24 protein-coding genes are annotated in these 25,488 nt (G+C 38.0%); 22 read left to right on the top strand and 2 right to left on the bottom strand.

Going from position 1 to position 25,488, the window contains the following annotated elements; translation table 11 throughout:
- Nucleotides 1–122: 122 nt before the first annotated feature.
- The 11 genes from CKV70_RS13035 (at nucleotide 123) to CKV70_RS12985 (ending at nucleotide 9,237) form a co-directional block, all read left to right on the top strand.
- Nucleotides 123–1,034: a cation diffusion facilitator family transporter gene (locus tag CKV70_RS13035; RefSeq protein ID WP_003723624.1), complete on the top strand. Its 912-nt coding sequence runs from the start codon at nucleotides 123–125 to the stop codon at nucleotides 1,032–1,034.
- A 48-nt stretch (nucleotides 1,035–1,082) separates the two neighbouring features.
- Complete coding sequence (locus CKV70_RS13030) at nucleotides 1,083–1,355, top strand: hypothetical protein (protein WP_010990017.1); 273 nt, start codon at nucleotides 1,083–1,085, stop codon at nucleotides 1,353–1,355.
- 96 nt (nucleotides 1,356–1,451) lie between these two features.
- Nucleotides 1,452–2,450: a zinc-binding alcohol dehydrogenase family protein gene (locus tag CKV70_RS13025; RefSeq protein WP_014601156.1), complete on the top strand. Its 999-nt coding sequence runs from the start codon at nucleotides 1,452–1,454 to the stop codon at nucleotides 2,448–2,450.
- 2 nt (nucleotides 2,451–2,452) lie between these two features.
- Entirely contained in the window at nucleotides 2,453–2,977 is a 525-nt protein-coding gene (locus CKV70_RS13020; RefSeq protein ID WP_003723621.1) for a dihydrofolate reductase family protein, read from the top strand.
- A complete protein-coding gene (locus tag CKV70_RS13015; protein WP_003733267.1) occupies nucleotides 2,978–3,610 on the top strand; it encodes a nicotinamidase in 633 nt (210 codons plus the stop codon).
- 23 nt (nucleotides 3,611–3,633) lie between these two features.
- Nucleotides 3,634–4,248 (top strand): DUF1648 domain-containing protein, encoded by a 615-nt coding sequence (locus CKV70_RS13010; RefSeq protein WP_003726112.1) that lies wholly within the window; start codon nucleotides 3,634–3,636, stop codon nucleotides 4,246–4,248.
- A gap of 135 nt (nucleotides 4,249–4,383) precedes the next feature.
- Nucleotides 4,384–6,045 carry a peptide ABC transporter substrate-binding protein gene (locus tag CKV70_RS13005; protein WP_014601155.1) on the top strand — a complete coding sequence of 554 codons (1,662 nt, stop codon included), beginning with the start codon at nucleotides 4,384–4,386 and terminating at the stop codon, nucleotides 6,043–6,045.
- A gap of 154 nt (nucleotides 6,046–6,199) precedes the next feature.
- Entirely contained in the window at nucleotides 6,200–6,523 is a 324-nt protein-coding gene (locus CKV70_RS13000) for a YxeA family protein (RefSeq protein ID WP_003729275.1), read from the top strand.
- Nucleotides 6,524–6,545: 22 nt separating this feature from the next.
- Entirely contained in the window at nucleotides 6,546–6,746 is a 201-nt protein-coding gene (locus CKV70_RS12995; protein ID WP_003723615.1) for a hypothetical protein, read from the top strand.
- A gap of 317 nt (nucleotides 6,747–7,063) precedes the next feature.
- Nucleotides 7,064–7,900 (top strand): lipoyl-[GcvH]:protein N-lipoyltransferase, encoded by an 837-nt coding sequence (lipL, locus tag CKV70_RS12990; protein ID WP_003723614.1) that lies wholly within the window; start codon nucleotides 7,064–7,066, stop codon nucleotides 7,898–7,900.
- Between the two features lie 14 nt (nucleotides 7,901–7,914).
- Nucleotides 7,915–9,237: an HD domain-containing protein gene (locus CKV70_RS12985; protein ID WP_009924630.1), complete on the top strand. Its 1,323-nt coding sequence runs from the start codon at nucleotides 7,915–7,917 to the stop codon at nucleotides 9,235–9,237.
- Nucleotides 9,238–9,271: 34 nt separating this feature from the next.
- Here CKV70_RS12985 and CKV70_RS12980 read toward each other — a convergent pair whose 3' ends face one another.
- Complete coding sequence (locus CKV70_RS12980) at nucleotides 9,272–9,457, bottom strand: 2-hydroxymuconate tautomerase (protein WP_003723612.1); 186 nt, start codon at nucleotides 9,455–9,457, stop codon at nucleotides 9,272–9,274.
- 73 nt (nucleotides 9,458–9,530) lie between these two features.
- Here CKV70_RS12980 and CKV70_RS12975 point away from each other — a divergent pair, with 73 nt between their 5' ends.
- The 5 genes from CKV70_RS12975 to CKV70_RS12955 all read left to right on the top strand — a co-directional run bounded on the left by CKV70_RS12975 (nucleotide 9,531) and on the right by CKV70_RS12955 (nucleotide 15,245).
- Nucleotides 9,531–10,184: a site-2 protease family protein gene (locus CKV70_RS12975; RefSeq protein ID WP_003723611.1), complete on the top strand. Its 654-nt coding sequence runs from the start codon at nucleotides 9,531–9,533 to the stop codon at nucleotides 10,182–10,184.
- A 77-nt stretch (nucleotides 10,185–10,261) separates the two neighbouring features.
- The gene (locus CKV70_RS12970; RefSeq protein ID WP_003723610.1) at nucleotides 10,262–10,711 is read left to right on the top strand and encodes a YwiB family protein; all 450 of its coding nucleotides are present in this window, start codon (nucleotides 10,262–10,264) and stop codon (nucleotides 10,709–10,711) included.
- Nucleotides 10,708–12,378 (top strand): arginine--tRNA ligase, encoded by a 1,671-nt coding sequence (argS, locus tag CKV70_RS12965; RefSeq protein WP_014601154.1) that lies wholly within the window; start codon nucleotides 10,708–10,710, stop codon nucleotides 12,376–12,378. Before CKV70_RS12970 ends, argS begins: the two co-directional genes overlap by 4 nt.
- A 365-nt stretch (nucleotides 12,379–12,743) precedes the next feature.
- Complete coding sequence (gene rpoE, locus CKV70_RS12960) at nucleotides 12,744–13,280, top strand: DNA-directed RNA polymerase subunit delta (protein ID WP_014601153.1); 537 nt, start codon at nucleotides 12,744–12,746, stop codon at nucleotides 13,278–13,280.
- Between the two features lie 366 nt (nucleotides 13,281–13,646).
- Nucleotides 13,647–15,245, top strand: coding sequence for a CTP synthase (locus CKV70_RS12955; RefSeq protein WP_014601152.1), 1,599 nt, complete (start codon nucleotides 13,647–13,649; stop codon nucleotides 15,243–15,245).
- Between the two features lie 43 nt (nucleotides 15,246–15,288).
- On the opposite strand, the gene ami is transcribed toward CKV70_RS12955, so the two are convergent.
- Nucleotides 15,289–18,042 (bottom strand): autolysin Ami, encoded by a 2,754-nt coding sequence (gene ami, locus CKV70_RS12950; protein WP_014601151.1) that lies wholly within the window; start codon nucleotides 18,040–18,042, stop codon nucleotides 15,289–15,291.
- A gap of 316 nt (nucleotides 18,043–18,358) precedes the next feature.
- Between ami and CKV70_RS12945 the strand changes: the two genes are divergently transcribed.
- The 6 genes from CKV70_RS12945 to CKV70_RS12920 all read left to right on the top strand — a co-directional run bounded on the left by CKV70_RS12945 (nucleotide 18,359) and on the right by CKV70_RS12920 (nucleotide 25,393).
- Entirely contained in the window at nucleotides 18,359–19,279 is a 921-nt protein-coding gene (locus CKV70_RS12945; protein WP_003732527.1) for a diacylglycerol kinase family lipid kinase, read from the top strand.
- A gap of 168 nt (nucleotides 19,280–19,447) precedes the next feature.
- Nucleotides 19,448–20,302, top strand: a complete 855-nt coding sequence (gene fba / locus CKV70_RS12940) for a class II fructose-1,6-bisphosphate aldolase (protein ID WP_003724024.1) — start codon at nucleotides 19,448–19,450, stop codon at nucleotides 20,300–20,302.
- Between the two features lie 320 nt (nucleotides 20,303–20,622).
- A complete protein-coding gene (locus tag CKV70_RS12935) occupies nucleotides 20,623–21,906 on the top strand; it encodes a glycosyltransferase family 4 protein (RefSeq protein WP_003724023.1) in 1,284 nt (427 codons plus the stop codon).
- Entirely contained in the window at nucleotides 21,899–22,924 is a 1,026-nt protein-coding gene (locus CKV70_RS12930) for a glycosyltransferase family 4 protein (RefSeq protein ID WP_009924347.1), read from the top strand. Before CKV70_RS12935 ends, CKV70_RS12930 begins: the two co-directional genes overlap by 8 nt.
- Nucleotides 22,925–22,930: 6 nt before the next feature.
- Nucleotides 22,931–24,001 (top strand): lysylphosphatidylglycerol synthase transmembrane domain-containing protein, encoded by a 1,071-nt coding sequence (locus tag CKV70_RS12925; RefSeq protein ID WP_003724021.1) that lies wholly within the window; start codon nucleotides 22,931–22,933, stop codon nucleotides 23,999–24,001.
- Nucleotides 24,002–24,121: 120 nt separating this feature from the next.
- Nucleotides 24,122–25,393 (top strand): UDP-N-acetylglucosamine 1-carboxyvinyltransferase, encoded by a 1,272-nt coding sequence (locus CKV70_RS12920; RefSeq protein ID WP_003732525.1) that lies wholly within the window; start codon nucleotides 24,122–24,124, stop codon nucleotides 25,391–25,393.
- Nucleotides 25,394–25,488: the final 95 nt, after the last annotated feature.

The following is a 25,488-nucleotide window of genomic DNA, read 5'->3' as shown; positions in this document are numbered from 1 at the left end:
TAAAAAACTTCCATTCCAATAAAGAATGGAAGTTTTTTTATAAGAATGGTTGCACTTAAAATGTATATATGCTAACATATGCATATAAAGAAATTAGCTACTTACAGAGGGGAAGTAATCATATGGCACATAACCACGATCATGCTCATGGACACAATCATAATCATGCGCATAATGCCAACAAAAAATCATTATTTATCAGTTTTATTCTAATTGCTACATTTATGGTAGTCGAAGTTATTGGTGGAATTATGACCAATAGTTTGGCGCTACTTTCTGATGCGGGGCACATGCTCTCTGACGCCGTGGCGCTCGGTTTAAGTTTAGCTGCATTCAAATTTGGCGAAAAAGCAGCGAGCTCCGATAAAACATATGGCTATAAACGATTTGAAATTTTAGCAGCATTTCTTAATGGGTTAACGCTCGTTGGGATTTCTGTTTTTATATTCTATGAAGCAATTGGTCGTTTCTTTGATCCGCCACAAGTCATTGGAGCGGGAATGATGACCATTTCAGTTATCGGATTGCTTATTAATATTTTAGTCGCTTGGATTTTAATGAAAGGTGACACTAGCGAGAATTTGAATATGCGTAGTGCGTTCTTGCATGTGCTTGGAGATTTGCTTGGCTCTGTTGGTGCGATTATTGCCGCGTTACTCATTATTTTCCTCGGCTGGAATATCGCCGATCCAATCGCCAGTGTTATCGTTGCAGCGCTTATCTTAGTTAGTGGCTGGCGCGTGCTGAAAGATGCTATTCATATTTTGATGGAAGGAAAGCCAGCGAATGTGGATACAGAAGAAATCAAAACGTTTTTCCAGCAACAAGACGGTGTGAAGGAAGTACATGATTTACATGTATGGGCGATTACTTCTGATTTCAATGCTCTTTCAGCTCATTTGACCGTATGCGAAGATGCCGACCGAGATAAAATTTTGGCAGATATTGAGCATTATTTGCAAGAAAATTTCTCTTTAGAACATAGTACGATTCAACTTGAAGGAAATCACGCTCACCATCATCACTGCAATTAATGCCGCTTCATGATATGATTAAAGTATCAATTAGAGGAGTTGGTTTAGATGGAAGAACAAGTTGATTTAGGTCATTTTTTGAAAAAAGCTTTTATCGCTATAGGTGCCCTAACCTTAGTATTTATCGGGGTTCTAGCAATGTTCACAATCATCGGTGTAATTATCGCTATCCCGCTACTAAAAAAAGCTAGCAAAATGCTTCTTTCCAAAAAAGAAGATAGCGACCATACTCATTCACATGGCGGCAAGTTAAAAATCAAATGCCCGGCCTGCCATGCAAAAATGAAATTCAAAGATAGCGAATTGCTCGACGAAAAATAAGTTTTAAAGCCTTCTCAGTGAATTTGAGGAGGCTTTTTTATCTAAATGTGCATTATTTTAAGAAATTCGGGAAAAGGAAACGAGAGGTGTTGTCAAATGAAAGCTGTAGGATTAACGAAAGCGTCAACGGATTTTGTGGATATAGAAATCGACAAGCCAGTACCAGAAAACCATGATTTACTAGTTAAAATCAAAGCGATTTCCATCAATCCGGTAGATACTAAACAACGTGAAGCAGCTAAGCTATCAGGAGAGGAAGTTCGGATTTTAGGTTGGGATGCAGTTGGAGAAGTAGTAGATACTGGGAGTGAAGTTATATTATTTCAAACTGGACAAGACGTTTATTTCGCAGGTGACGTCACAAGACCAGGAGTGTACGCAGAATACACTTTAATTGATGAGCGGTTAGTTGGTTTGAAACCACATAACTTGAACGTAGAGGAAGCTGCTGCGATGCCACTGACAACTATTACAGCTTGGGAAGCACTGTTTGACCGTTTAACTATTACTGAAAATGATAAAGGTAAATCAATTTTAATCATTAATGGGGCTGGTGGTGTTGGTTCTATTGCGACTCAACTAGCTGCAAACGCTGGTCTTGAAGTCATCGCCACTGCCTCACGCCCAGAAACAGTAGAATGGACTAAGAGCCACGGCGCAAACTATGTCATCAATCACCGAGAAAACATCCCGGAACAACTGGAAGAACTTGGATTTAAAAAAGGGGTTGATTTTATTTTATGTTTGCATAACACGAGTGCTCACTGGGATGAGATGCAAGAAGCGATTCGCCCACAAGGGAAAATTTGCTCGATTGTGGAACTTACTGAACCGGTGGAAATGACTCTTTTAAAAGATAAGAGTGCTACTTTCAGCTATGAATTCATGTTTACTCGCTCGAAATATGATACAGCAGATAAAATCAGACAGCATGAAATTTTAACAGAAGCAGCTCATATGCTAGATAAGGGTAATTTAACGACAACTCTAAATCAAGTGTTATCACCCGTGAACGCGGCGACAATAGAAGAAGCTCACAAAATTATCTCATCCGGAAAAATGATTGGAAAATTAGTAGTGAAAGGATTTGAGTAATGATGAGTGAAAAACAAGTTGCGCTATATATCGCAGTTAGCTTGGACGGCTATATTGCAGATGAAAACGGAAGTGTCGAATGGTTAGAATCTATTGATAGTGAAGGGGATGCGGGTTATGAAGCCTTCTTTGACAACGTAGATACTGTTGTAATGGGCCGGACGACGTATCAACAAATCTTCTCACTCACTGATACATTCCCTTATAGCAAAAAAGATGTCTACGTTTTTTCCAACACGAAAGCTGGGACAAAAGATGAATATGCTGACTTTGTTGCTGGCACTGTTGATACATGGCTAAATAATATCGACGGCGAAAAAATCTGGCTTGTAGGTGGCGCAAAATTAGTGCAACAATTTTTAAAAGAGAGAGCCATTGATCGATTTGTCATAACGATTGCTCCCATTATTCTAGGAAAAGGAATTCCACTATTTGAAGAAGATCAGGAACACGCGCTAGAACTTGAAGAAGTAACGCGTTTCGGACAGTTTGCACAGCTAACGTATAAAAACTTGGAGGAAAATTAAATGAAAATTGCCGCTTTTGATATTGATGCACAAAAAGGTTTTACGCCGCTTTGCCCCGATGAATTACCGGTTTCGGGTGGAGATAAAATTGTGCCAGAACTTAATTTTATGGCAAGTCTTGCTTCTCTTCGAATTGGTAGTAAGGACGCGCATCCGCAAAATGCTGTATGGGTAGTGGATTCCAAAGACGAAATGCTGGCTGAGCTCGAATATCCAAATGCGGACCGGACATGGGTAAGGCACTGTGAGCCTGGTACAAAAGGCTTTGAGTTATTAGATGGTTTGCCGGTTGTTACTGATTATGATTACTTTATTTGGAAAGGCATGGAGCCGGACATTCATCCGTATGGCGCTTGTTACCACGATATCGTCGAACATCTTTCAACAGGTGTTCTAGAATATTTGCGGGAACAAAAAGTCGATTTAGTTCTTGTTGGAGGTTTAGCTTTTGATTTTTGTGTGAAAACTACGGTTATACAGTTAAGTAGGGCAGGCTTTTCTGTATTAGTTTATTTACCAGCGACACGTGCATTATCTGAACAAGGTTTTGATGAAACAAAAGAGCTGTTAGCAAATACCGAGAAAGTGCAACTTATCGAAACAAGGGAGGAACTTGTCGCCTATTGCCAGTAATTATATTGGAAGAGGTGAGGGGAATGAGGAAAGTTGGTATATTTCCTAGTATGATAATTCTTTTCACAGTAGGAATTTCTGCTGTGTTATATCCGCTACTACCTTCTGAAGTGGCGGTGCATTTCGGTACGGACTTCTCCCCAGATATGTTTATGCAAAAGTGGCTTGGCTTAATTCTGATTCCCTTTTTAATGATTATGTTCACAGGAACGGAATATTACGGGAAAGAAAAAGTGAACCAAGAGAGTTTACTAGAATTTGAATATTGCTTTAGGCTGTTGTTAGTGCTTCTAACGATTATTCAAATGAGTATTATTGTATACGCACTAGGTTATGATATCCCAACTGGTAGATTTTCATTAGTCACAGCGGGAGCATTCATGTTCGTTGTTGCAGCCTACATTCAATACTCGAAAAAACTCTTTAAATTTTTAACGATGATTGGTTTTAAAAAGATCGATGCATGGTCAAGAAACCTACTTAGAAAAATCACAACTGTTACACTTAATATAGCTGGTACAATCTGTTTTATCCTCGCTTTGTTTATGCGTAATGATCCCAGTTACTTAATGTTAGCAATGTTGATGACGATGTGTGTTATTGTTGTTGGTTCAGGAGTTTATCTTAACAAGAAATAAAAATATAACAGTTTTTATTTACAATTGATACAGTTTCGGTTTATAATGGTGGCGGAAGTTCTGCGTAGATTTGGCAGGAAGTCCGTCATTTTTTTTGCGTAATCAAAAAGCGCTTACAAAAGAGGAGGAGAAATATTGCATAAAACAGCCAGAAAAATGGTAGTGGCACTCAGTTTGCTATGTTTACTAGTACTTACAGCATGTCAGTCTGGCGATAAAGGGGAAAGTGAAAAAGTAACATCCGATAAGAAAGCAAAAGTGGTTAACATCATGGAAACGAGTGGAATTCCAAATGCAAGTCCAACGCTCGCAGACAATAGTGTGAGTTTTCGAGTAATTAATCAAATTTTTGAAGGCTTATATAGATTAGATAAAAACGGAAAACCGGCACTAGCTCTAGCTGCCAGTGAACCTGAAGAAAAAGATGGCGGGAAAACACTTATTTTTAAAATTCGCGAAGATGCCAATTGGTCAAACGGCGACCCAGTGACGGCTCAAGATTTTGAGTACGCTTGGAAAAAAGTGGTGGATCCAAAAACGGCCGCTGCGTATGGACCGCAAATGGAGGAAATCGTCAAAAATGCTACCCAAATTTTAAAAGGTGAAATGGCACCAGATGAACTTGGAATTAAAGCATTAGATGACAAAACACTACAAATCGAACTAGAAAACCCTGTGCCAATATTCAAAGAACTCCTAACGACTGGCACGTTCTTCCCGCAAAACCAAGCATTCGTGGAAAAACAAGGTGACCGTTACGGAACAAAAAGCGACACATTAATTTCCAATGGCCCGTACAAATTAGAAAATTGGAATGGCACAAATATGACATGGGATTACGTTAAAAATCCGACTTACTGGGATAAAAAGAACGTTCCAACTGAAAAAATCCATGTAACTGTTGTAAAAGATACTAATGCGGCTTTAAACTTATACAATACAAACAAATTGGACCGTGTGGAGCTTGACGGCGAATTTGTTAAACAATATAAAGACGATAAAAACTTCCATAAAGAAGCAACCGGACGCTCTGTTTATATGAAAATGAATCAAGGCAAAGATGGCGTGAAAACGGATTTAGCTAACTTAAACTTGCGTCGCGGTTTAGCGATGGCTATCGATAAGACTGGCATGGTCAATACACTACTTGCAAATGGATCTAAAGCATTAAACGGGGATGTTCCCGGTGATATCATGTTTGACCCAGAAACAAAAGAAGATTTCCGCAAACAAAACGGCGATTTACTCAAATTTGATCAACAAGAAGCTACAAATGCCTGGAAGCAAGGTTTGAAAGAAATCGGGAAATCCGAATTAACACTTACTTTAACAAGTGGCGATACGTCCTTGCAACGTAAACAAACAGAATTTATCCAAAATCAATTGGAAGAAAACCTTCCTGGACTAACTATCAAACTAAAAAATGTTACGAATCAAGCTAGTTTCCAAGCTGACGTTACACAAGACTTTGAACTACTACTTGGAGGTTGGGGAGGAGATTATCAAGATCCCCTAACATATCTCAACCTATTCCTCACAAACAGCCCAGGAAACCATACAGGCTTCTCAGACGCGAAATACGATGAACTAGTCCTTGGCGCGAAAGGTAAACTCTCAGCTGACCCAGAAAAAAGATGGCAAGCATTACTAGAAGCAGAACAAATTTTACTCAAAGATAACGCCGTGCTTATCCCGCTTTACCAAGGTGGCCGTGCGTACTTGCAAAAAAGCAATTTGAAAAACTACACCACATATCCAATCGGTTCAGAAAACTACAAGTGGATTGAAAAAAATTAATTTAAAAGGAGTCTAGTTAACCATACTAGACTCCTTTTTTATACCCGAATGAAAATAAGACTTAGGATGTACCAATTTTCAGCCTAGAGCCGTTCGTGCCTTTTTGGGATGTCCTCTATAATTAACCTATCAACAAAAAAGGACGGTAAAAACAATGAAAAAGGGACTTTTCGGTTTACTGGCTGCAATTTTTGTATTAACAATGGTTGTAATTGAATTTTCAGCACCAATTGGATCAGCAGCAAATACATATTACGTTACAATCAAAAACGATGGAAAAGAAGTTACCAAGTCAAAATTTAAAGGGTACTCTTTCCAAGAATCGTGTTTAGATAATCAAGGAAACAGTCACAAAGTTAACTTCATGTCAACAACACAACTTAAAAAGAATAAGCAGTATAAAATCGTCGTTCAAGACAACGAATTACTCGTCCAAGCCAAGGAAATAAACAGTGTTCCGCTTGCAAGTAGTAAATAAAATTAGAAAAGAGGAAAAAATCATGAATAGTTTTTGGAAAATATTTTTTACAGTTATTTTAGGATTTATCGCACTTAATATCGTACTTGATATCGTTGGAATCACGCTTCACTTCTTATTTCCAGTCCTTATACTAGGTGGTATTGGATATCTACTTTATCGCATGTGGGGCAATTCTCCAAAGCGCTCGAGTCGCGACAATGAAGACCGCTACAACTGGTAATACATTTGCTAAAAAAGCTCCCTAGGCTTTTAGATATATTGAACCTAATTTCTTTTACAGAAGTTAGGTTTTTTTGTATGGTAAGTTTGTTATAATAAGAGGAGGAAATGAGGCGATGAAAATGAAAAAAGATATAATTCTCAAATCAGTTGTTATATCAGTCATTACAGCCATAGTTTTCAACATTAAGCGTAAAAAAGTCAAATAACCGCTCAAAAATTGTTATTCATGATTAAATGGCTATTTTAAGCCATTTGCATCTAATTTTGCTGTCGGTATGCTATAATAACAAAAAGAAAATCATGGAGGACATAGAGATGAATATAGAAAACACCTTACTAAAACAAGATGTGTGGCGTTTTATTGATAATACAACGATTAATCCAGCTTTCGATGCCATTCAATCGTTTGCGACAGATGATACCCTATGTCGTTCGGTCGGAGCAAGAATGGCGCCGTCTACCGTGCGGGGCTGGGTGCATGAAAAAACAGTTTCACTTGGAATTCAAGATTCTAAGTTGCCTGATATAGATAAAGGAATTGCATTTTTGCAAAAACAAGGCTACCGCGTCGTAGTTAGAAATTCTGGTGGTCTAGCTGTTGTCCTTGACTCGGGTGTGCTCAATTTGTCAATGGTTCTTCCAGATGCAGAACGCGGAATTGCGATTGAACGTGGTTATGAAACTATGTTTACACTAATCAAAGACATGTTCGTAGATTGTAATGAGGTAATTGAAGCGAAAGAAATAGAAGACTCTTATTGTCCTGGTAGTTATGACCTTAGTATTCAAGGGAAAAAGTTTGCCGGTATTTCTCAGCGTAGAATGGCAAAAGGGGTAGCGGTCCAAATTTATTTAGCTATTGACGGGGATCAAACTACTCGCTCAGAACTGATTCGCGATTTCTATACGATTAGCGGAAAAGCAAAGCAAACAAAATATACTTTTCCAGATGTGAATCCGAATGTTATGGGTTCGCTTTCGGACTTAATGAAAAATGATATAAGTTTAAATGGGACGTTGGTACGTCTTTTCAATAGTTTACGACATTACGCAGGTGAGCTTGTATCTGGTACGCTTACGTCTGAAGAGTTAGATCTTTTCCCAGCCTATTACGAACGTTTAATTGCCCGAAATGATAAAGTGCTTACTTGAGAGGAGGAGGTTGTATGAGTTATTTAACAGAGAAACTAAGGGAAGAGAAAGTATTCAAAGACCCGGTTCATGGATATGTACATGTTTCTGATAAGATAGTTTGGGATTTGATTGCCACAAAAGAGTTTCAGCGTTTGCGGCGTATCCATCAATTGGGGACAACTTCACTTACTTTTCATGGGGCGGAACATAGCCGTTTTAATCATTCATTAGGTGTTTACGAAATTGTTCGGCAAATAATCGATGTAACATTTGCGAATGAACCGCAACTGAATCCAGAAGAGCGCATGGTGGCATTGTGTGCAGCGCTTTTGCATGATTTAGGTCACGGGCCATTTTCTCATGCTTTTGAAAAAGTTTTTGGAACGGACCATGAAGCATACACTCAAGAGATAATTATTGGAGATACGGAAGTTAGTGAAGTATTGATGAGAGCAGGAGAAGAATTTCCGCTTAAGGTTGCTGCTATTATTAAGAAAAATTATCCGAATCAAACATTGGTGAAGTTGATTTCGAGTCAGATTGATGCTGACCGAATGGATTATTTGCTGCGAGATGCCTATTATACTGGAGTAAGCTATGGAAAGTTTGATTTAGAACGGATTTTGCGAGTTCTACGCCCTAGTCCAGATGGCAATGGTGTTATTGTGAAATATTCTGGCATGCATGCGGTGGAAGACTATATTATGAGTCGTTATCAAATGTATCAACAAGTGTATTTCCATCCAGTTAGTCGGAGTGGGGAAGTGCTATTATGGAAAATACTTGAGCGTGCCAAAAAGTTATATTGCGCTGGATATGAATTTCAAGTTACTCCCGTTCAAGTGCTACCATTCTTTTTAAATGAAGTGAGTTTAAAAGATTATATTGTGCTTGATGATATTGTGTTGATGTACTATTTTTCCATTTGGCAAGAGGAAGAAGATCCGATTTTGAGTGATTTATGTAGTCGCTTTTTGAACAGAAGATTGTTGCGATACATTAACTACGATCCAAAAGAAGATGCAGAACTTTACGCAGAACTAAAAGGACTTCTTGAAAAAGCTGATATTGATCCGTCGTATTATTTAGTAATTGATTCTTCCAGCGATTTACCTTATGATTACTATCTTCCAGGAGTGGGAAGCGGTAAAGACCCAATTAAACTATTGATGGGAAATGGTGAATTGCGTGAGTTATCTACCGAGTCTCCGGTTGTTGAGGCGATTGGTCGAGAGCGTCGAACCGATATTAAATTATATTATCCGCTCGATTTTATCGAAAGTGGCGATGTAGACCAAGCAATTACAGAAAGAATGATTGCCCTCATCCATGCGCATTCGTTAAAGGAAAAATAAAAAAGCAAGGCATTTTGCCTTGCTTCTTACACACTTAAATATCAGATTTTCTTACGCCGCCAACACCGTAATCAGTTTTTTTCATTTCTTCTAAAATCACATGAATGTTTTCTTTTGGTGCTTTTAGATTTTTGGAAACTACTTCTGTTACTTCACTAACTAAAGCTTTCTTTTGATCGTCTGTACGACCTTCTAAAAATTGAATGGTAACAAATGGCATTTTCTCACCTCAATCAACGTTTTTTTCATTATAGCATATAAAAATTACTCAATAAAAGATAAAGGAGGCTCCTATGCCTAGTTTTCTCGCGTATCCACTCGAAATGATACCGTATGTTTTAGTTACATTATTAATTGCTTTTACTATTCATGAATGGGCACACGCCTTGGTCGCTCTCGCATTTGGAGATGATACAGCCAAAAATGAGGGGAGACTCTCTCTAAACCCCATGGTACATATTGATTTATTCGGTTTGCTAATGATATTAATTGCAGGTTTTGGTTGGGCTAAGCCGACCCCGGTAAATCGATTTAAATTAAAAAAACGCCGCCTTGGAAGTATACTTGTTTCGCTTGCAGGACCAGTAAGTAATTTACTACTTGCGATGGTTGGTGTGGGGTTCTATGCTTTATTTCTAAATTATTCCTTCTTTACATATGGCTCCGTTGCGGAAACTTTTTTAATGATTTTTGTGCAATTGAATCTAGTACTATTTGTGTTTAACTTGATTCCACTACCACCACTTGATGGTTATCAAATATTAGTGGAGTTTTTACCAATGTCAACCAGGTCTAAGCTGGAACCACTTGAACGCTATGCGATGCTTATTTTCTTAGTAGTTGCATTAACGCCTATTTCAGCATTTACGATTCAGCCAATTTTTAATACGGTTATTCCGTTTGTTTTAAATGTTATTTTAACAATATTTGGTCTGACATCATTTTAACCTGTTGCTTTTCATGCTATTTTTCACTATAATATAATGCGTCTATTCTTCTGACCGGAAAGGGGTAAATAAGCGATATGACAGCTAATCAAATGGAACGAAAAAAAGTAACTATTCATATCACCAATGTCATCCGTCAGATGGATGCAGAAGAGAAATCCGATATGTCTGTTTCGGGTGTTTTTTACCGCGATAAAGGCAATCGTTATCTGCATTATGAGGAAAAACAATTAGCTGGAACAATTCGTACGGTTCTTAAAATTGCTGACAACGAACTGCTTTTAATGAGAAGTGGTGCCGTAAATATGAGAATGCACTTTTTTCGAGATAATCGGAGAAGTACTGCGTCTGTTGATTCGGGGGCAGGAAAATTACAATTAGAATCAGAATTAGTATCAATGGAAGAACTATATGAAAATAAGCCTGATGTATTGAGCGAAGTTGCTTTTCAATATGATTTGCTAAGCCACGGCGAATACATTGGCTCATATACTGTTTTAATGAAAATAGAGGAGGACGCAGAATGAATGTCATGCAAGAGAACCAAATCAAACTAGTTGAACATATCAAACAAGCAGTTGTTCAAGCGGTTGGTTTAGAAGAAGCGGAAGTACCAGAAATTTTACTAGAAGTACCAAAAGATAAAAAGCATGGAGATTATTCGACTAATATTGCGATGCAACTTGCTAGAGTAGCTAAGAAAGCCCCTCGTCAAATTGCCGAAAGTATCGTTCCAGAACTTAAAAAAGATAACAAATTAATTAAAGAAGTAGAAATTGCTGGACCTGGTTTTATCAACTTCTACCTAGATAATGCTTATTTAACTGACTTAGTTCCAGTTATTTTAACTGAAGATAAAAAATACGGAGAGTCTGATTTTGGTAAAGGAGAAAAATTCCAAATTGAATTTGTTTCCGCGAACCCAACTGGCGACTTACATTTAGGACATGCCCGTGGTGCTGCAATCGGAGACTCCCTTGCTAACATTATGAACATGGCCGGATTCGATGTTTCAAGAGAATATTATATTAATGATGCGGGCAATCAAATCAATAATTTAGTTCTTTCAGCAGAAGCGCGTTATTTTGAAGCGTTAGGCTTAGAATCTGAATTCCCGGAAGATGGCTACCGCGGTGCGGATATTATCTCCCTTGGGAAAGATTTGGCAGCTAAATACGGCGATAAATACGTGAATGCCAGTGAAGAAGAGCGTCGTTCCGTTTTCCGTGTTGATGCACTAGCATTTGAAACTGGAAAATTACGTGCGGACTTAGAAGAATTCCGTGTTTCTTTTGATGAGTGGTTTTCAGAAACATCTCTATATGAAGAAAACAAAGTGTTGCCAGCGTTAGAACGTTTGCGCGAAAATGGTTATATTTATGAACAAGATGGCGCGACTTGGTTAAGAACAACGGATTTTGAAGATGATAAAGACCGTGTTTTAATCAAAACGGACGGTAGCTACACATATTTCTTACCAGATATCGCTTATCATTTAAATAAATTAGAGCGTGGCTTTGATGTGTTAATTGATATTTGGGGAGCGGATCACCACGGTTATATTCCGCGGATGCGTGCTGCAATTGAAGCACTTGGTTATTCACCAAATCAACTAGAAGTAGAAATCATTCAACTCGTTCACTTATTCGAAGACGGCGTTCAAGTTAAAATGAGTAAACGTACTGGTAAATCTGTTACGATGCGCGACTTAATTGAAGAAGTTGGCCTTGATGCGACAAGATATTTCTTTGCAATGCGTAGCTCTGATACACACATGAACTTCGATATGAGCTTAGCAAAATCAACGTCTAATGATAATCCAGTTTATTATGTACAATATGCACACGCCAGAATTTCTAGCATTCTACGCTCAGGTAAAGAACAAGGTTTGGAAGTTACAAAAGATGCGGACATGAGCTTGTTACAAACCGAAGCAGAATATGATTTATTAAAAGTATTAGGTGAGTTCGCGGATGTTGTTGCGGAGGCTGCTGCCAAAAGAGCGCCACATCGTATCGTTCGTTACTTAAATGATTTAGCGACTGCGTTCCACCGTTTTTACAATAGCAATAAAGTACTTGATATGGATAATTTAGAAGTAACAAAAGCAAGACTAGCGCTTATTAAAACAGCACAAATTACTCTTAGAAATGGTTTGACGCTGCTTGGTGTATCAGCACCAGAAAAAATGTGATATCCTAAAATTATAGGTTACTCGTTGACGTCATAACCAAAATGTACTAAAGTTAATAGAAACATAGGTAATTGAAAAAACGGGGAGAGCATATGATGAAGCGATTAATAATTTTGGCGCTGCTTTTCGTGTTTCTGTGCGTCGCAATCTATATTCTCTACGACTTTCAACTTGGATCGATCCCAATTCTTTTAATGGCCATCCTTTTCTTTTACATCGGATATAAAATAGTCAAGAAGAATTGATGTAATTAAGAAAATTTAGGTTGTACTTGCCAGAAATAACATGTAAAATAGTGAAGTTGGGCTGAACGAAAAAATAACAGCTAAATAAATTGGAATTACGATAGAAAGGGCGTGCCAGTTTTGGATTTAAAGAACTTAACGCAAGAAGAACGTAGTGAACTATCTTTAATTGATGTTGCACATTTTATTTTGGAACAACGAAAAGAAACTATTCTTTTCCCTGAATTAGTGAAAGAGATTCAAGCGTTCCTAGGTTTGAAAGATGCAGAAATAAGGGAGCGTCTTGTTCAATTTTATACAGACATGAATATTGATGGTAACTTTATTTCGCTAGGAAACAACACGTGGGGACTTCGTGCGTGGTATCCAATGGATGCAATTGATGAAGAAGTTCAAACACAAACGACTCCTAAGAAAAAACGTAAATCAGACGATGATGACGACGAAGATGAAGAAATCTTGGATGATGACGTGGACTACGATGATGAAGAAATCGTGGAAGAGCTTGGTGAAGAAGAAATCTCTCTTGCTGACGTTTTACTTGACGAAGAGGAAGATGACGATGATCACTTACCAGACGGAATCGAAGGCGATTTAGCTACTGTAGAAGATGATTATTCTGATGGCGATTATACAGAAGACCCAGAAGATAAATAATAACTAACTGTTAATCAGATAGGCACCTCCATTTTGTGGAAAAGTGTCTGTCTGATTTTTTTTAGCGTACTTAATGGATTGATGGCGGTTTCATAAAATAAAGACTTGACTTCTATCGCTATCATTAGTAGTATTTTATTTGGGCTCCCTTTTATAGGGACGGATATTTATGAGAATCGACGCTCCCTTACTTTTATGAAGTAGGCGGAGTGTTTTTTATTTTGGTTTACAAAATACTTGAAATTGTGATGGATACGTTAGAAAGATAATCACAATATTGTTTTATCTGGCAATTTCCCACCCCAGCAGGAAAATCGTCAGAACCCTGCAAGTTTTTCATTTCAGGAAGGAGTAGATTTTTTAAACATGACAAAGTATATTTTCGTTACAGGTGGCGTAGTTTCGTCAATCGGAAAAGGAATCACAGCAGCATCACTAGGACGTTTGCTGAAAAATCGTGGGCTTAGTGTTACAATTCAAAAGTTTGATCCATACATCAACGTGGATCCAGGAACAATGAGTCCATACCAACACGGGGAAGTTTATGTAACGGATGACGGTGCAGAAACAGACTTGGATCTTGGCCATTACGAACGTTTTATCGATATTAACTTAAATAAATACAGCAACGTGACAACTGGTAAAGTTTACTCGGAAGTTATTAAAAAAGAACGTCGCGGGGATTACTTAGGTGGAACTGTGCAAGTTATTCCACACATTACAAACGAATTAAAAGATCGTGTTTTCCGTGCAGCGCGCATGACCAATTCAGATATTATCATCACTGAAATTGGTGGAACGGTTGGGGATATCGAATCTTTACCATTCTTAGAAGCAATTCGTCAAATTAAAAGTGATGTTGGTGCGGAAAACGTACTTTATATTCACACAACTTTAATTCCTTACATCAAAGCTGCAGGCGAAATGAAAACAAAACCAACACAACATAGTGTAAAAGAACTTCGCAGCCTAGGAATTCAACCAAACATTATCGTTGTTCGTACAGAGCAACCAGTTTCACAAGAAATGAAAGATAAGATTGCGCTATTTTGTGATATTAAAGCTTCTGAGGTTATTGAATCTCGTGATGAAGAAACACTTTATAACGTACCACTTTCTTTACAAAAACAAAAAATGGATGATATCGTCCTAGAACACTTGCAATTAGAAGCACCACAAGCTGAAATGACTGATTGGAAAAACCTAGTACACCGCGTGAAAAACCTTTCCAAAAAAGTTCGTATCGGCTTAGTTGGTAAATATGTTTCCTTGCAAGATGCTTACCTTTCTGTAGCAGAAGCACTTCGTCATGCCGGATATGACCATGATGCAGAAATCGAAATCGACTGGATTGATTCCGAAAAAGTAACAAAAGAAAACGTTGCTGAAATCATGAAAGACGTTGATGGTATCTTAGTTCCTGGTGGTTTCGGTGATCGTGCCATTGAAGGTAAAATTGCTGCTATCGAGTATGCTCGCGTAAATAAAGTACCTTACTTCGGTATTTGTTTAGGTATGCAACTAGCAACGGTTGAATTTGCCCGCAATGTTCTTGGTCTTGAAGGAGCACATTCTGCAGAAATCGAACCTGAAACAAATCATAATATCATTGATTTATTACCAGAACAAAAAAATATCGAAAACATGGGTGGAACGCTTCGTTTAGGTCTTTATCCAGCGCGTATTAAGCAAGGAACCAAAGCGGAGGCTGCTTATGGTACAACACTTGTAGAAGAGCGTCACCGTCATCGTTATGAGTTTAATAACGAATATAGAGAGCAAATGGAAGAAGCTGGCATGATTGTTTCTGCAACGAGCCCAGATGGTCGTTTAGTTGAAGTAGTTGAACTGATTGATCACCCTTGGTTTGTCGCTTGTCAATATCACCCAGAATTCATTTCTCGTCCAAACCGTCCACAAAGCTTGTTTAAAGATTTTGTTGGCGCAGCACTTAAAAATAAATAAAGTAATAAAAAACTCCCAGCCATACCCGGCTGGGAGTTTTTTATTATTGCTTTTTAGCACTTAGGTTAGCAGCTTTTGTCCAACCTAAATCTTTCACACGATACCAAAGTTGTCCTTCGATTGTAGCTTCTCGTTGAACGGTTAACGTTTTCCCGCTGAACTTGGAAAGTGGACCCCGATCAATAGCAGAATCTACAACAGGAAGCCCATAATAATGCTCATTTTTCTTGCTGGTCAGAACGTAACGGGTCGCTGTCAAATTCTTCTCCATACTAGGTGTATAGAAGGTATTGAGTGCTTTCGTTTCAACCCACCCAATTGTTTTACCACCGACACTAAATTGATACCAAATTGTACCGCTTGATGTTTTTGCTTCTCGTAAGATGCGCATGTTTTTACCTGAATAAGTCGAAAGTGCGCTTATTTTTTGAGCGCCTTCAATTTTATTTGGTTTTGTCCAAACCGAGTTACCTGTCGCTGTTTTGACACGACTATATGCGGTGATGGCTTTGTCATACGAAAGCGTATCGTATTTAGTAGTTGTTAAGTTGGCCGCTTTAACCCAGCCAAGATCTTTTACGCGGTACCAAAGTTGTCCTTCAATCGTAGCTTCTCGTTGGAGTGTTAGAGCTTGTCCATTGAATTTCGAAAGTGGTCCACGGTCAATCGCAGAGTCTTCTACAGGTAGTCCGTAGTAATGAACGGTTTGTTTACTTGGTAGGACATAGCGAGTACCTGTAATTGTTTTTTCCATACTTGGTGTGTAGAAAGTATTAAGGGCTTTGGAGTCTACCCATCCAATCGTTTTTCCACCAACGCTAAATTGATACCAAATGCCACTGGACGTTTTTGCTTCGCGGATAATCCGTAAGTTTTTACCAGCGTAAGATGAAAGTGGATTAACTAACTTATAGCCAGACGTACGATATGGTTTCGTCCAAACCGAGTTACCTGTTGCTGTTTTGACTCGGCTGTAGGCAGTAATTGCTTTATCATACTCAAGTTTGTCATATTGTGTTGCAGTTAAAGTGGAAGCTTTTGTCCAACCTAGGTCTTTCACTCGATACCAAAGTTGTCCTTCGATTGTAGCTTCTCGTTGAACAGTCAGTGTTTGACCTGCAAATTTAGAAAGTGGTCCACGGTCAATGGCTGAATCAGCGACTGGAAGTCCGTAATAATGTTGTGTTTCTTGACCAGGAGCAACGTAACGAGTTGCCGTTAAATTTTTCTCCATACTAGGTGTATAGAAGGTATTGAGTGCTTTTGTATCTACCCAACCAATTGTTTTTCCGTCAATACTAAATTGATACCAAATTGTACCGCTTGATGTTTTCGCTTCTCGTATGATGCGCATGTTTTTCCCTGAATAAGTCGAAAGTGCGCTGCCTTGTTTGGCGCCTTCTGTTTTATTTGGTTTTGACCAAACATAATTACCAGCGGCAGTTTTGACGCGACTATATGCAGTGATGGCTTTGTCGTATTCGATTAAATCATATTTGGTAGTTGTTAAGTTAACCGCTTTAACCCAGCCAAGATCTTTTACGCGGTACCAAAGTTGTCCTTCAATCGTAGCTTCTCGTTGGAGTGTTAGAGCTTGTCCATTGAATTTCGAAAGGGGTCCACGATCAATCGCAGAGTCTTCTACAGGTAGTCCGTAATAATGAACGGTTTGTTTACTTGGTAGAACATAGCGAGTACCTGTAATTGTTTTTTCCATACTTGGTGTGTAGAAAGTATTAAGGGCTTTGGAGTCTACCCAACCAATCGTTTTTCCACCAACGCTAAATTGATACCAGATTGTACCACCGGATGTCTTTGCTTCACGGATAATACGCAAATTTTTACCAGAATAAGATGAAAGTGGATTTACTAATTTAGCACCCTCTGTTTTATTTGGTTTAGTCCATACAGAATTGCCTGTTGCTGTTTTGACTCGGCTATAGGCAGTGATTGCTTTATCATATTCGATTTTTTCATAATTTACTTGCATTGCTTTATATTTTTCGTTAATCAAACTAACAAAATTATTGAAGTTATAGCCCCATTGATTAAAATACGCTACAGGATCAGTATGGGTTGTTCCGCCTAAATAACGTGTAACTGCATCATGTGACCAGACTGTTCCTTTGCCATCACTGTGCGCGCTATCAACAGGAAGGTTATATTGATCTAAAAGGTACGCAGCATAATAGGCATAGTTATTAATAGAACGAGCAAATTCATCGAAAGTCTTCGAACGAACTAATTCAACTTGGATAAAACGAGCATTAGCATATTGTCCTGCTCCCCAAACACCATTTTCAGTAGGATGGATTTGGATTATACGAGACTTGTCTACAAAAGCGTGAACAAAGGCATTGTTGTAATTGGTGCTCATGTAATTGATTTCACCTGTAATAGTAGATGAATTATTTGCTGTTTCATGAATAACTATTCCTTCTGGTTTGCCGTAACCATTACGATAGTTGAATTTAGGAAATTGGCTTTTTAATTGTTTTTCTATTTTTGCTGTTGAAAATTTGTTTGATTTAATATAGGCATTAACATCAGGGTATCCTGTTGTTGCGCGAAGCAAAGGGACTTGCTGTAGTACGCTATTAGTTCCATCTTCAAAGCCGTCATGTTCTTCCGTTGCAGTCCCATCTCTAACTCCTTTGGGGATATAAGTAGCTTGACCATCTACTTTTTGCACCGGATCAATGGAAGCAGCACTTGCTTTTTCTGTAATCATAGTAGCGGAGGTGCCAATAAAAACAAGGCTTGCAAAAACAACCGCCGATTTTACTAATTTTTTCAAAGTTTAAATCCTCTCCTAACTGCACTACTTTTTATATTAAATAAAAGTATTCTATTTCTAATTATGACAACACGTCTGGTTGTAGTCAATGGATATTGGTAACAATGAACCTATTTACGTATGTTTTTTTCTGTAAAAGTAATAAAATTTCGATAAGGTATCCCAAAATGTAATTTTAACTAATTTAACGTATGTGAATTGTAATAGGTAAAAAGCCCTTCAATTTAACTAGCGCTTTCTTTCAGTCAAACAAGTTGACATCCTAAGGTCAAAATAGGAAACTAAATTATATATAGAGGAAAGAGGGAGCGGCAATTTGCAAAAGAAAGCGATGATAATATACAATCCGGCAGCGGGGAAAAATAAGTTTAGAAAATTACTTCCGGATGCAGAAAAAATTTTAACAGAAGCAAATTTTGAAGTAACTTTAGTCCCATCAACTCCAGCACCTAAAAGTACTACATTTATTGCGAAACAAGCTGCAGAAGCCGGTTTTGAAGTTGTAATTGCAGCAGGTGGAGATGGTACAGTAAATGAAGTTGTTAATGGCTTGATGCAAGTTGATACTCCACCGAAACTAGGAGTGTTACCGGTTGGAACGACGAATGATTATGCGAGAGCGTTAAATTTTGCTAAAGATCCACTCGAAGCACTTCGAATTATAGCCAAACAAGAAACAATTCGTGTAGATATCGGTAAAGCCAATGAGACCGAATTTTTCATTAATAACGCAGCTGGTGGGAAAATAACCGAAATAACTTATGCTGTAAAAGAATCAATGAAATCTAAATGGGGCAGACTTGCTTATCTATTTAGCGGTTTAACTGTTCTTCCAAAATTATCACCAGTGTACGTCGAAATTGCATATAACGATGAAATATTTAAAGGTGAGATTTTGCTGTTTTTTGTAAATAAGTCCAACTCGGTCGGTGGTATGGAGACATTGTGTCCTCCTGCCGAATTAAATAGTGGAATGTTTGAGTTATTAATTTTAAAGAAAGTCTCTCCTAAAAAATTATTTCAATTATTTGCTTCAATAAAGAAGGGCACACACTTAAGTAGTCCGCATGTAATCCATGCGCGCACAAATAAGGTTACTATAAACAGTGACGCAGATTTAAATGTTAGCTATGATGGTGTGTATGGAGGAAAAGCACCGTATACATTAGAGGTAATCCCAGAAGCATTAGAAGTATTTGCTGATAAAAATCGGATTTCTTCCCGTCTTAGAGGCTAAAGCGTTTACACCAGAAAATTTTCTAGTTTTTATGGTAAATTCATCACAAATCTGTTATCATATGTTTGTTAGGGGAAAATAGCTGCCACTATTTTTCACGGCGGAAATTCAAATCTTAGGGGAAATCAAAAATGGTTTTCCTAAATTCCTGAGGGAGGAAATTGTATTATGCCTATCGTTAACATGACAGACATGCTGAAAAAAGCATTAGCTGGAAAATATGCTGTTGGTCAATTCAACATCAACAACCTTGAATGGACTCAAGCTATTTTGAAAGCTGCAGAAGCAGAAAAAGCACCAGTTATTTTAGGAGTTTCTGAAGGAGCTGCTAAATACATGGGAGGATTCAAAACAGTTGTAAAAATGACTGAAGGACTTGTAGAAGACCTGAAAATCACTGTACCTGTTGCGATTCACCTCGATCATGGTTCAAGCTTTGATTCTTGTAAAGCGGCTATCGATGCAGGATTCTCTTCTGTAATGATCGACGGCTCTCACCATCCAATCGACGAAAACATTGCAATGACTAAACAAGTTGTTGATTATGCGCACGCTAAAGGCGTATCTGTTGAAGCTGAAATTGGAACTGTTGGTGGAGACGAAGACGGAGTTACTGGTGGAATCAACTATGCTGATCCACAAGAATGTTTACGTGTAGTTAAAGAAGCTAACATTGATGCACTTGCTGCAGCATTAGGTTCTGTTCACGGTCCTTACCACGGCGAACCTGTTCTTGGTTTTGACGAAATGAAAGAAATCTCCGAACTTACAGGTGCTCCACTTGTACTTCACGGTGGTTCTGGAATTCCTGAACACCAAATCAAAAAAGCAATTGAACTAGGTCACAGCAAAATCAACGTAAACACTGAATGCCAAATCGTTTGGACTGCAGCTGTTCGCGAAAAATTAGCTACTGATGACAAAGTTTATGATCCACGTAAAGTAATCGGCCCTGGTGTGGACGCGATTATCAAAACTGTAACAGAAAAAATTCAAGAGTTTGGTTCTAACGGTAAAGCGTAAGACGAACTTTATGATGATATAAAAATAACTGGTAGGATCACTTGTTGATTTTGCCAGTTATTTTTTATGTATTACGAAGGCTTTTATAGAAGGAATTTAATTATCGTTATTAAGACTAATATGGTATGATAACTATAGCTTTCATTTAATGGACCGAATCAATTCAAATTTCCCGATAAAAAATCATGCTTCAGGCGCATGTTTTATCTAAATAAATGAGCCATAATGTAGTTAGTTATGTGATACGACTTACTATAGTTATGTTATAATAATATATTAAATGATGAATGAACCAACGAGGAAGAGAGTAGGCGATAGTAATGAATATAGGGATTTTTACGGATACCTACAGTCCGCAAATTAGCGGTGTAGCTACATCGATAATGATTATGGAAAACGAACTAAGAAAACAAGGGCACACTGTGTATATATTTACAACAACCGACCCAAACGCTGATAGAGAAAGCGAAGAGGGACGTGTATTTCGTTTACCAAGTATTCCGTTTGTCTTTTTTCCAGAACGTCGCGTAGCAATTGCTGGAATGAATAAGTTTATTAAGCTAGTAGGTCGCTTGGATTTAGATATTATTCACACACATACGGAGTTTTCATTAGGTCTTTTAGGTAAGCGAATTGCTAAAAAATATCATATTCCATCTATCCATACCTACCACACAATGTATGTCGATTACTTGCATTATATTGCGAAAGGTAAAATTTTGACACCTTCTATGGTGGGTAAAATGACAAAATCATTCTGTGATAGCTATGACGCCATAATCACTCCAACTGCAAAAGTAAGACACCACTTAGAAGAACAAGGTATCCACAAATTAATGTACACTGTTCCAACAGGCACAGATATTTCATCGTTCGCGCCAGTTGAGAAACAGCGGATTCTAGACTTGAAGAAATTACTTGGTATTGGAGAAAATGATCCAGTGATACTTTCACTTGGAAGAATTGCGCATGAAAAAAATATCGATGCGATTATTAATGCAATGCCAGAAGTCCTTCAAACAAAAACAACAGCCAAATTGGTTATTGTTGGCGATGGCCCTGTGCGTAAAGACTTAGAAAAATTAGTAGAAGAAAAACAATTAGCAGATCATGTTATTTTCACTGGAGCTGTAGACTGGGAAAATATTAGTTTATATTATCAATTAGGGGATCTGTTTGTGAGTGCTTCAACGACAGAAACACAAGGTTTGACTTATGCAGAAGCAATGGCCGCTTCTTTACCAGTTGTTGCCAAGCGTGATGAAAGCATTGAAGGCTTTTTAAGCGACAGAGAAACAGCCTTTTTATTCAATGAAGATGATGAGCTTGCATCACTGTTAATAAATATACTTTCAGACAAAAATACAGCCACATTGGTCGCTACGAATGGTCGAGTAAAAGTGGAATCCATTTCTGCGGATCAATTTGGAATCAACATTGAATCTACATACAATGAAGTTCGTGAAATATACCGAGTAAAGCGACAAAATGGGACGATTAAAGTAAAGCCCACACTAATAAAAAGTAAAATAGCTTCACAAGTATTTTCACTATCATCTTCTACACACGTTCAAAGGAAAGAGAGGTCATCGCGGCGTGATTAAGTTGACAATGCTATCTTCGGCAGAAAAAGTAAAAGGTCAGGGTGTGGCATCAGCTTACCGCGAACTTGTGAATTTGCTAGAAGAACGATATAAGAATGAAATTGATATGAAGATTAATAGTTTTGAGAAATCGGATATCACGCATTACCATACCGTTGATTTCCGTTTTTTTCTTTCGACTTTTTTTAAGAAGAAACGAGGCGTTCGGGTCGGATATGTCCATTTTTTACCCGAAACAATGGAAGGGAGCCTCAAATTACCTTGGATTGCTCGCGTAGTTTTCTATAAATATTTGATTGGTTTTTATAAACGAATGGATGAGATTGTTGTTGTGAATCCATCTTTTATTCCCAAACTTACGGCTTATAATATTCCAGAAGAAAAAATTCATTATATCCCGAATTTCGTTTCCAAAAAGAGCTTTTTCCCAATTTCAAAAACAGAGAAGGAACTTGCTCGGGAGAAATATGGAATTCCGGCGGATAAATTTACAGTGATTGGAATTGGTCAAGTACAGCATCGTAAAGGTGTGCTTGATTTTATCGAGGTTGCTAAACAACTTCCTGATGTTCAATTTGTTTGGGCAGGCGGATTTTCTTTTGGTAAAATCACTTCTGGCTACGAGGAATTGAAGAAAATCTATGATAATCCACCAAATAATGTTAATTTCATTGGGATTGTGGATCGTTCTGAAATGAATACATGTATTAATATGGCAGATGTGTTCTTTATGCCATCTTACAACGAACTATTTCCGATGGCGATTTTGGAAGCGATGAGTTCGGATGTTCCGATATTATTACGAAATTTAGATTTGTATGAAGAAATTTTAGACGGCTATTATGTGAAAGAAGTAGATAACCCTGGATTTATTAGGGCTATCGAACGATTAGAAAATGATACAAACTATTATAATGAAATGTTACAAGCTGCAAAACGAGGAGCGGCTTATTATTCAGAGGATCGACTAGCTGAAATATGGTTGGGCTTTTATCAAGGATTATTAACGAAGGAGTGAAAGGTAATGAGTGGAGGCGCAAAGAAAAACTTATTTAATATTGCGATTGTATTAGCAATTAGCATCGGCTTCATTATCTGGCAATTTCAAGGCGTAGATATCTCCACTTTTTTTGCTTCGATGTTAAAAGTAAACCCTTGGTGGCTCTTGGCGGCCTTTGCTGCAATGTTTATTTATTGGTTTTTAGAAGCGGTTGTTTTACAAACTGCATCCAAACCAGCGAATAAGGACCAACGTTTTTTTTCGTCATTCCGGATTACAATGATTGGCCAATTTTTTAATACCATTACTCCAATGGCGACTGGCGGACAGCCTGCGCAACTCGTTATGTTGACGAAGCAAGGCATGGATGCGGGGCGAGGAAGTTCGGTCTTACTCGTAAAATTCATTATTTACCAAGCGATGGTCGTGCTGAACTTTTTAGTTATCTTGATTTTTGGTATTCATTACTTAATGACTGGCGTGACACAATTGAAATTCCTTGTTCTACTAGGGTTTGGTGTGCATGTGATTGTCATTGCTGCGCTTATTTTAGTAGGAAGAAGCCAAAAGTTCACGACAAAATTAGTGCACATTTTACTTATACCAACACGTTTATTTATGAAAAAAGAAAAAGTTTCCAATTTAAGAAATACGTTAGATGAGAAGATTATTACTTTCCATGAAGAAAGTAGCCGAATTGGTAAAGATTGGAAATTAATTGTTCGTTGTTGTTTTTATACAACGTTGCAACTTTGGATTTACTTCTCAATCCCATTCTTTATTTTACAAGCGATTGGTGTGACAGGAATTGGTTTGTATATGGCGATTACTTATCATGCGTTTATTATTATGTTCGCAACGGTGATGCCAACTCCAGGCGGGGCCGGTGGAGCTGAGTACACTTTTACATTGTTATTCGGTATGTTACTTGGACCTGCCAAACTACTCATGGCTCTAGTCTTATGGCGAATTATAACTTATTATAGTTGTATCGTTTTTGGTGCAGGAGCTTTATTAATAAAAGATACAGCGTCCCAAAAAATCAAACCGCGCATAGAAGCGCTTGCAAAAACACCTGCAAAAAATTTACCATAGTAGATTGAAGCTTGGAATGATTTGTTCCTAGCTTTTTTTTGGAGAAAGAATCTTGCAAAGTAAAACAAATTAATGGATAATGAATAAAGTATTACTAGCTTCAAGAAAGAAGGGTACGTTGTGACGGATAGATTAATTATTCAAGGTGGCAAAAAATTATCAGGCACTTTGCAAGTAGACGGTGCGAAAAATAGCGCGGTTGCCTTGATTCCAGCTGCTATTTTGGCGGAATCTGAAGTTGTTTTAGAAGGTTTACCGGATATTTCTGATGTATATACTCTTTATGATATTTTAGAAGAACTTGGCGGCAGCGTCCGTTATGATAACAAAACAGCAATTATTGATCCAACTGATATGCTTTCAATGCCACTTCCATCAGGAAATGTGAAGAAATTGAGAGCTTCTTACTATTTAATGGGTGCTATGCTTGGAAGGTTTAAAAAAGCGGTCATTGGACTTCCAGGGGGCTGTTATTTGGGGCCGCGTCCCATCGATCAACATATTAAAGGATTTGAAGCACTTGGCGCAAAAGTAACCAATGAACAGGGTGCGATTTATTTACGGGCAGATGAATTAAAAGGCGCGCGCATTTACCTAGATGTCGTAAGTGTTGGAGCCACAATTAACATCATGTTAGCAGCTGTTCGTGCAAAAGGAAAAACAGTGATTGAAAATGCAGCAAAAGAACCAGAAATTATTGATGTAGCTACTCTTTTAACAAATATGGGAGCAATTATTAAAGGTGCTGGAACAGATACCATTCGAATTACTGGTGTGGATCATCTTCATGGTTGCCATCATACGATTATTCCTGATAGAATCGAAGCGGGAACTTTTATGGTGCTCGCAGCGGCCTCAGGAAAAGGCATACGAATCGAAAATGTTATCCCAACTCACTTAGAGGGAATCATTGCGAAACTAACAGAAATGGGTGTTCCTATGGATATTGAGGAAGATTCCATTTTTATTGGTGAAGTAGAGAATATAAAAAAAGTTGATATTAAAACATACGCTTATCCTGGATTTCCAACTGATTTACAACAGCCACTCACGGCGCTTTTAACTCGTGCAGAAGGTAGCAGCGTCATTACAGACACGATTTATCCGAGTCGCTTCAAGCACATTGCTGAGCTGGAACGAATGGGCGGTAAGTTTAAATTAGAAGGTAGATCTGCTGTGATTAGTGGTCCAGCAAAATTACAAGGTTCTAAAGTAACAGCAACTGATTTAAGAGCAGGTGCAGCACTTGTTATTGCTGGACTTTTGGCAGAAGGAAGAACAGAAATTCATGGTGTCGAACATATTGAACGTGGCTACAGTAAAATTATCGAAAAACTTTCTGCGATTGGTGCAGATATAACTCGTAGTAGTACAGCAGAAACAAATATCTAATAATTAGAGGCTGAGCGAAACAACTCGTTTCAGCCTCTCCTCAATTTTACCTCACCCTCATTTATTCCAATAAAATTATTAAATTCAAAAAGGTG

Origin of the sequence: Listeria monocytogenes, assembly GCF_900187225.1 — a bacterium.
In the GTDB taxonomy this organism is placed as follows: Bacteria; Bacillota; Bacilli; order Lactobacillales; family Listeriaceae; genus Listeria; species Listeria monocytogenes.
Note: the sequence above shows the minus strand (reverse complement) of the source record. Positions and strands in the feature narration are given on the sequence as shown.

Excerpts from the sequence above, each read along its gene's own strand:
- CKV70_RS13035 (WP_003723624.1), top strand. The coding sequence starts at position 123 with ATGGCACATAACCACGATCATGCTCATGGACACAATCATAATCATGCG.
- CKV70_RS13030 (WP_010990017.1), top strand. The coding sequence starts at position 1,083 with ATGGAAGAACAAGTTGATTTAGGTCATTTTTTGAAAAAAGCTTTTATC.
- CKV70_RS13025 (WP_014601156.1), top strand. The coding sequence starts at position 1,452 with ATGAAAGCTGTAGGATTAACGAAAGCGTCAACGGATTTTGTGGATATA.
- CKV70_RS13020 (WP_003723621.1), top strand. The coding sequence starts at position 2,453 with ATGAGTGAAAAACAAGTTGCGCTATATATCGCAGTTAGCTTGGACGGC.
- CKV70_RS13015 (WP_003733267.1), top strand. The coding sequence starts at position 2,978 with ATGAAAATTGCCGCTTTTGATATTGATGCACAAAAAGGTTTTACGCCG.
- CKV70_RS13010 (WP_003726112.1), top strand. The coding sequence starts at position 3,634 with ATGAGGAAAGTTGGTATATTTCCTAGTATGATAATTCTTTTCACAGTA.
- CKV70_RS13000 (WP_003729275.1), top strand. The coding sequence starts at position 6,200 with ATGAAAAAGGGACTTTTCGGTTTACTGGCTGCAATTTTTGTATTAACA.
- CKV70_RS12995 (WP_003723615.1), top strand. The coding sequence starts at position 6,546 with ATGAATAGTTTTTGGAAAATATTTTTTACAGTTATTTTAGGATTTATC.
- lipL (WP_003723614.1), top strand. The coding sequence starts at position 7,064 with ATGAATATAGAAAACACCTTACTAAAACAAGATGTGTGGCGTTTTATT.
- CKV70_RS12985 (WP_009924630.1), top strand. The coding sequence starts at position 7,915 with ATGAGTTATTTAACAGAGAAACTAAGGGAAGAGAAAGTATTCAAAGAC.
- CKV70_RS12980 (WP_003723612.1), bottom strand. The coding sequence starts at position 9,457 with ATGCCATTTGTTACCATTCAATTTTTAGAAGGTCGTACAGACGATCAA.
- CKV70_RS12975 (WP_003723611.1), top strand. The coding sequence starts at position 9,531 with ATGCCTAGTTTTCTCGCGTATCCACTCGAAATGATACCGTATGTTTTA.
- CKV70_RS12970 (WP_003723610.1), top strand. The coding sequence starts at position 10,262 with ATGACAGCTAATCAAATGGAACGAAAAAAAGTAACTATTCATATCACC.
- argS (WP_014601154.1), top strand. The coding sequence starts at position 10,708 with ATGAATGTCATGCAAGAGAACCAAATCAAACTAGTTGAACATATCAAA.
- CKV70_RS12955 (WP_014601152.1), top strand. The coding sequence starts at position 13,647 with ATGACAAAGTATATTTTCGTTACAGGTGGCGTAGTTTCGTCAATCGGA.
- fba (WP_003724024.1), top strand. The coding sequence starts at position 19,448 with ATGCCTATCGTTAACATGACAGACATGCTGAAAAAAGCATTAGCTGGA.
- CKV70_RS12935 (WP_003724023.1), top strand. The coding sequence starts at position 20,623 with ATGAATATAGGGATTTTTACGGATACCTACAGTCCGCAAATTAGCGGT.
- CKV70_RS12925 (WP_003724021.1), top strand. The coding sequence starts at position 22,931 with ATGAGTGGAGGCGCAAAGAAAAACTTATTTAATATTGCGATTGTATTA.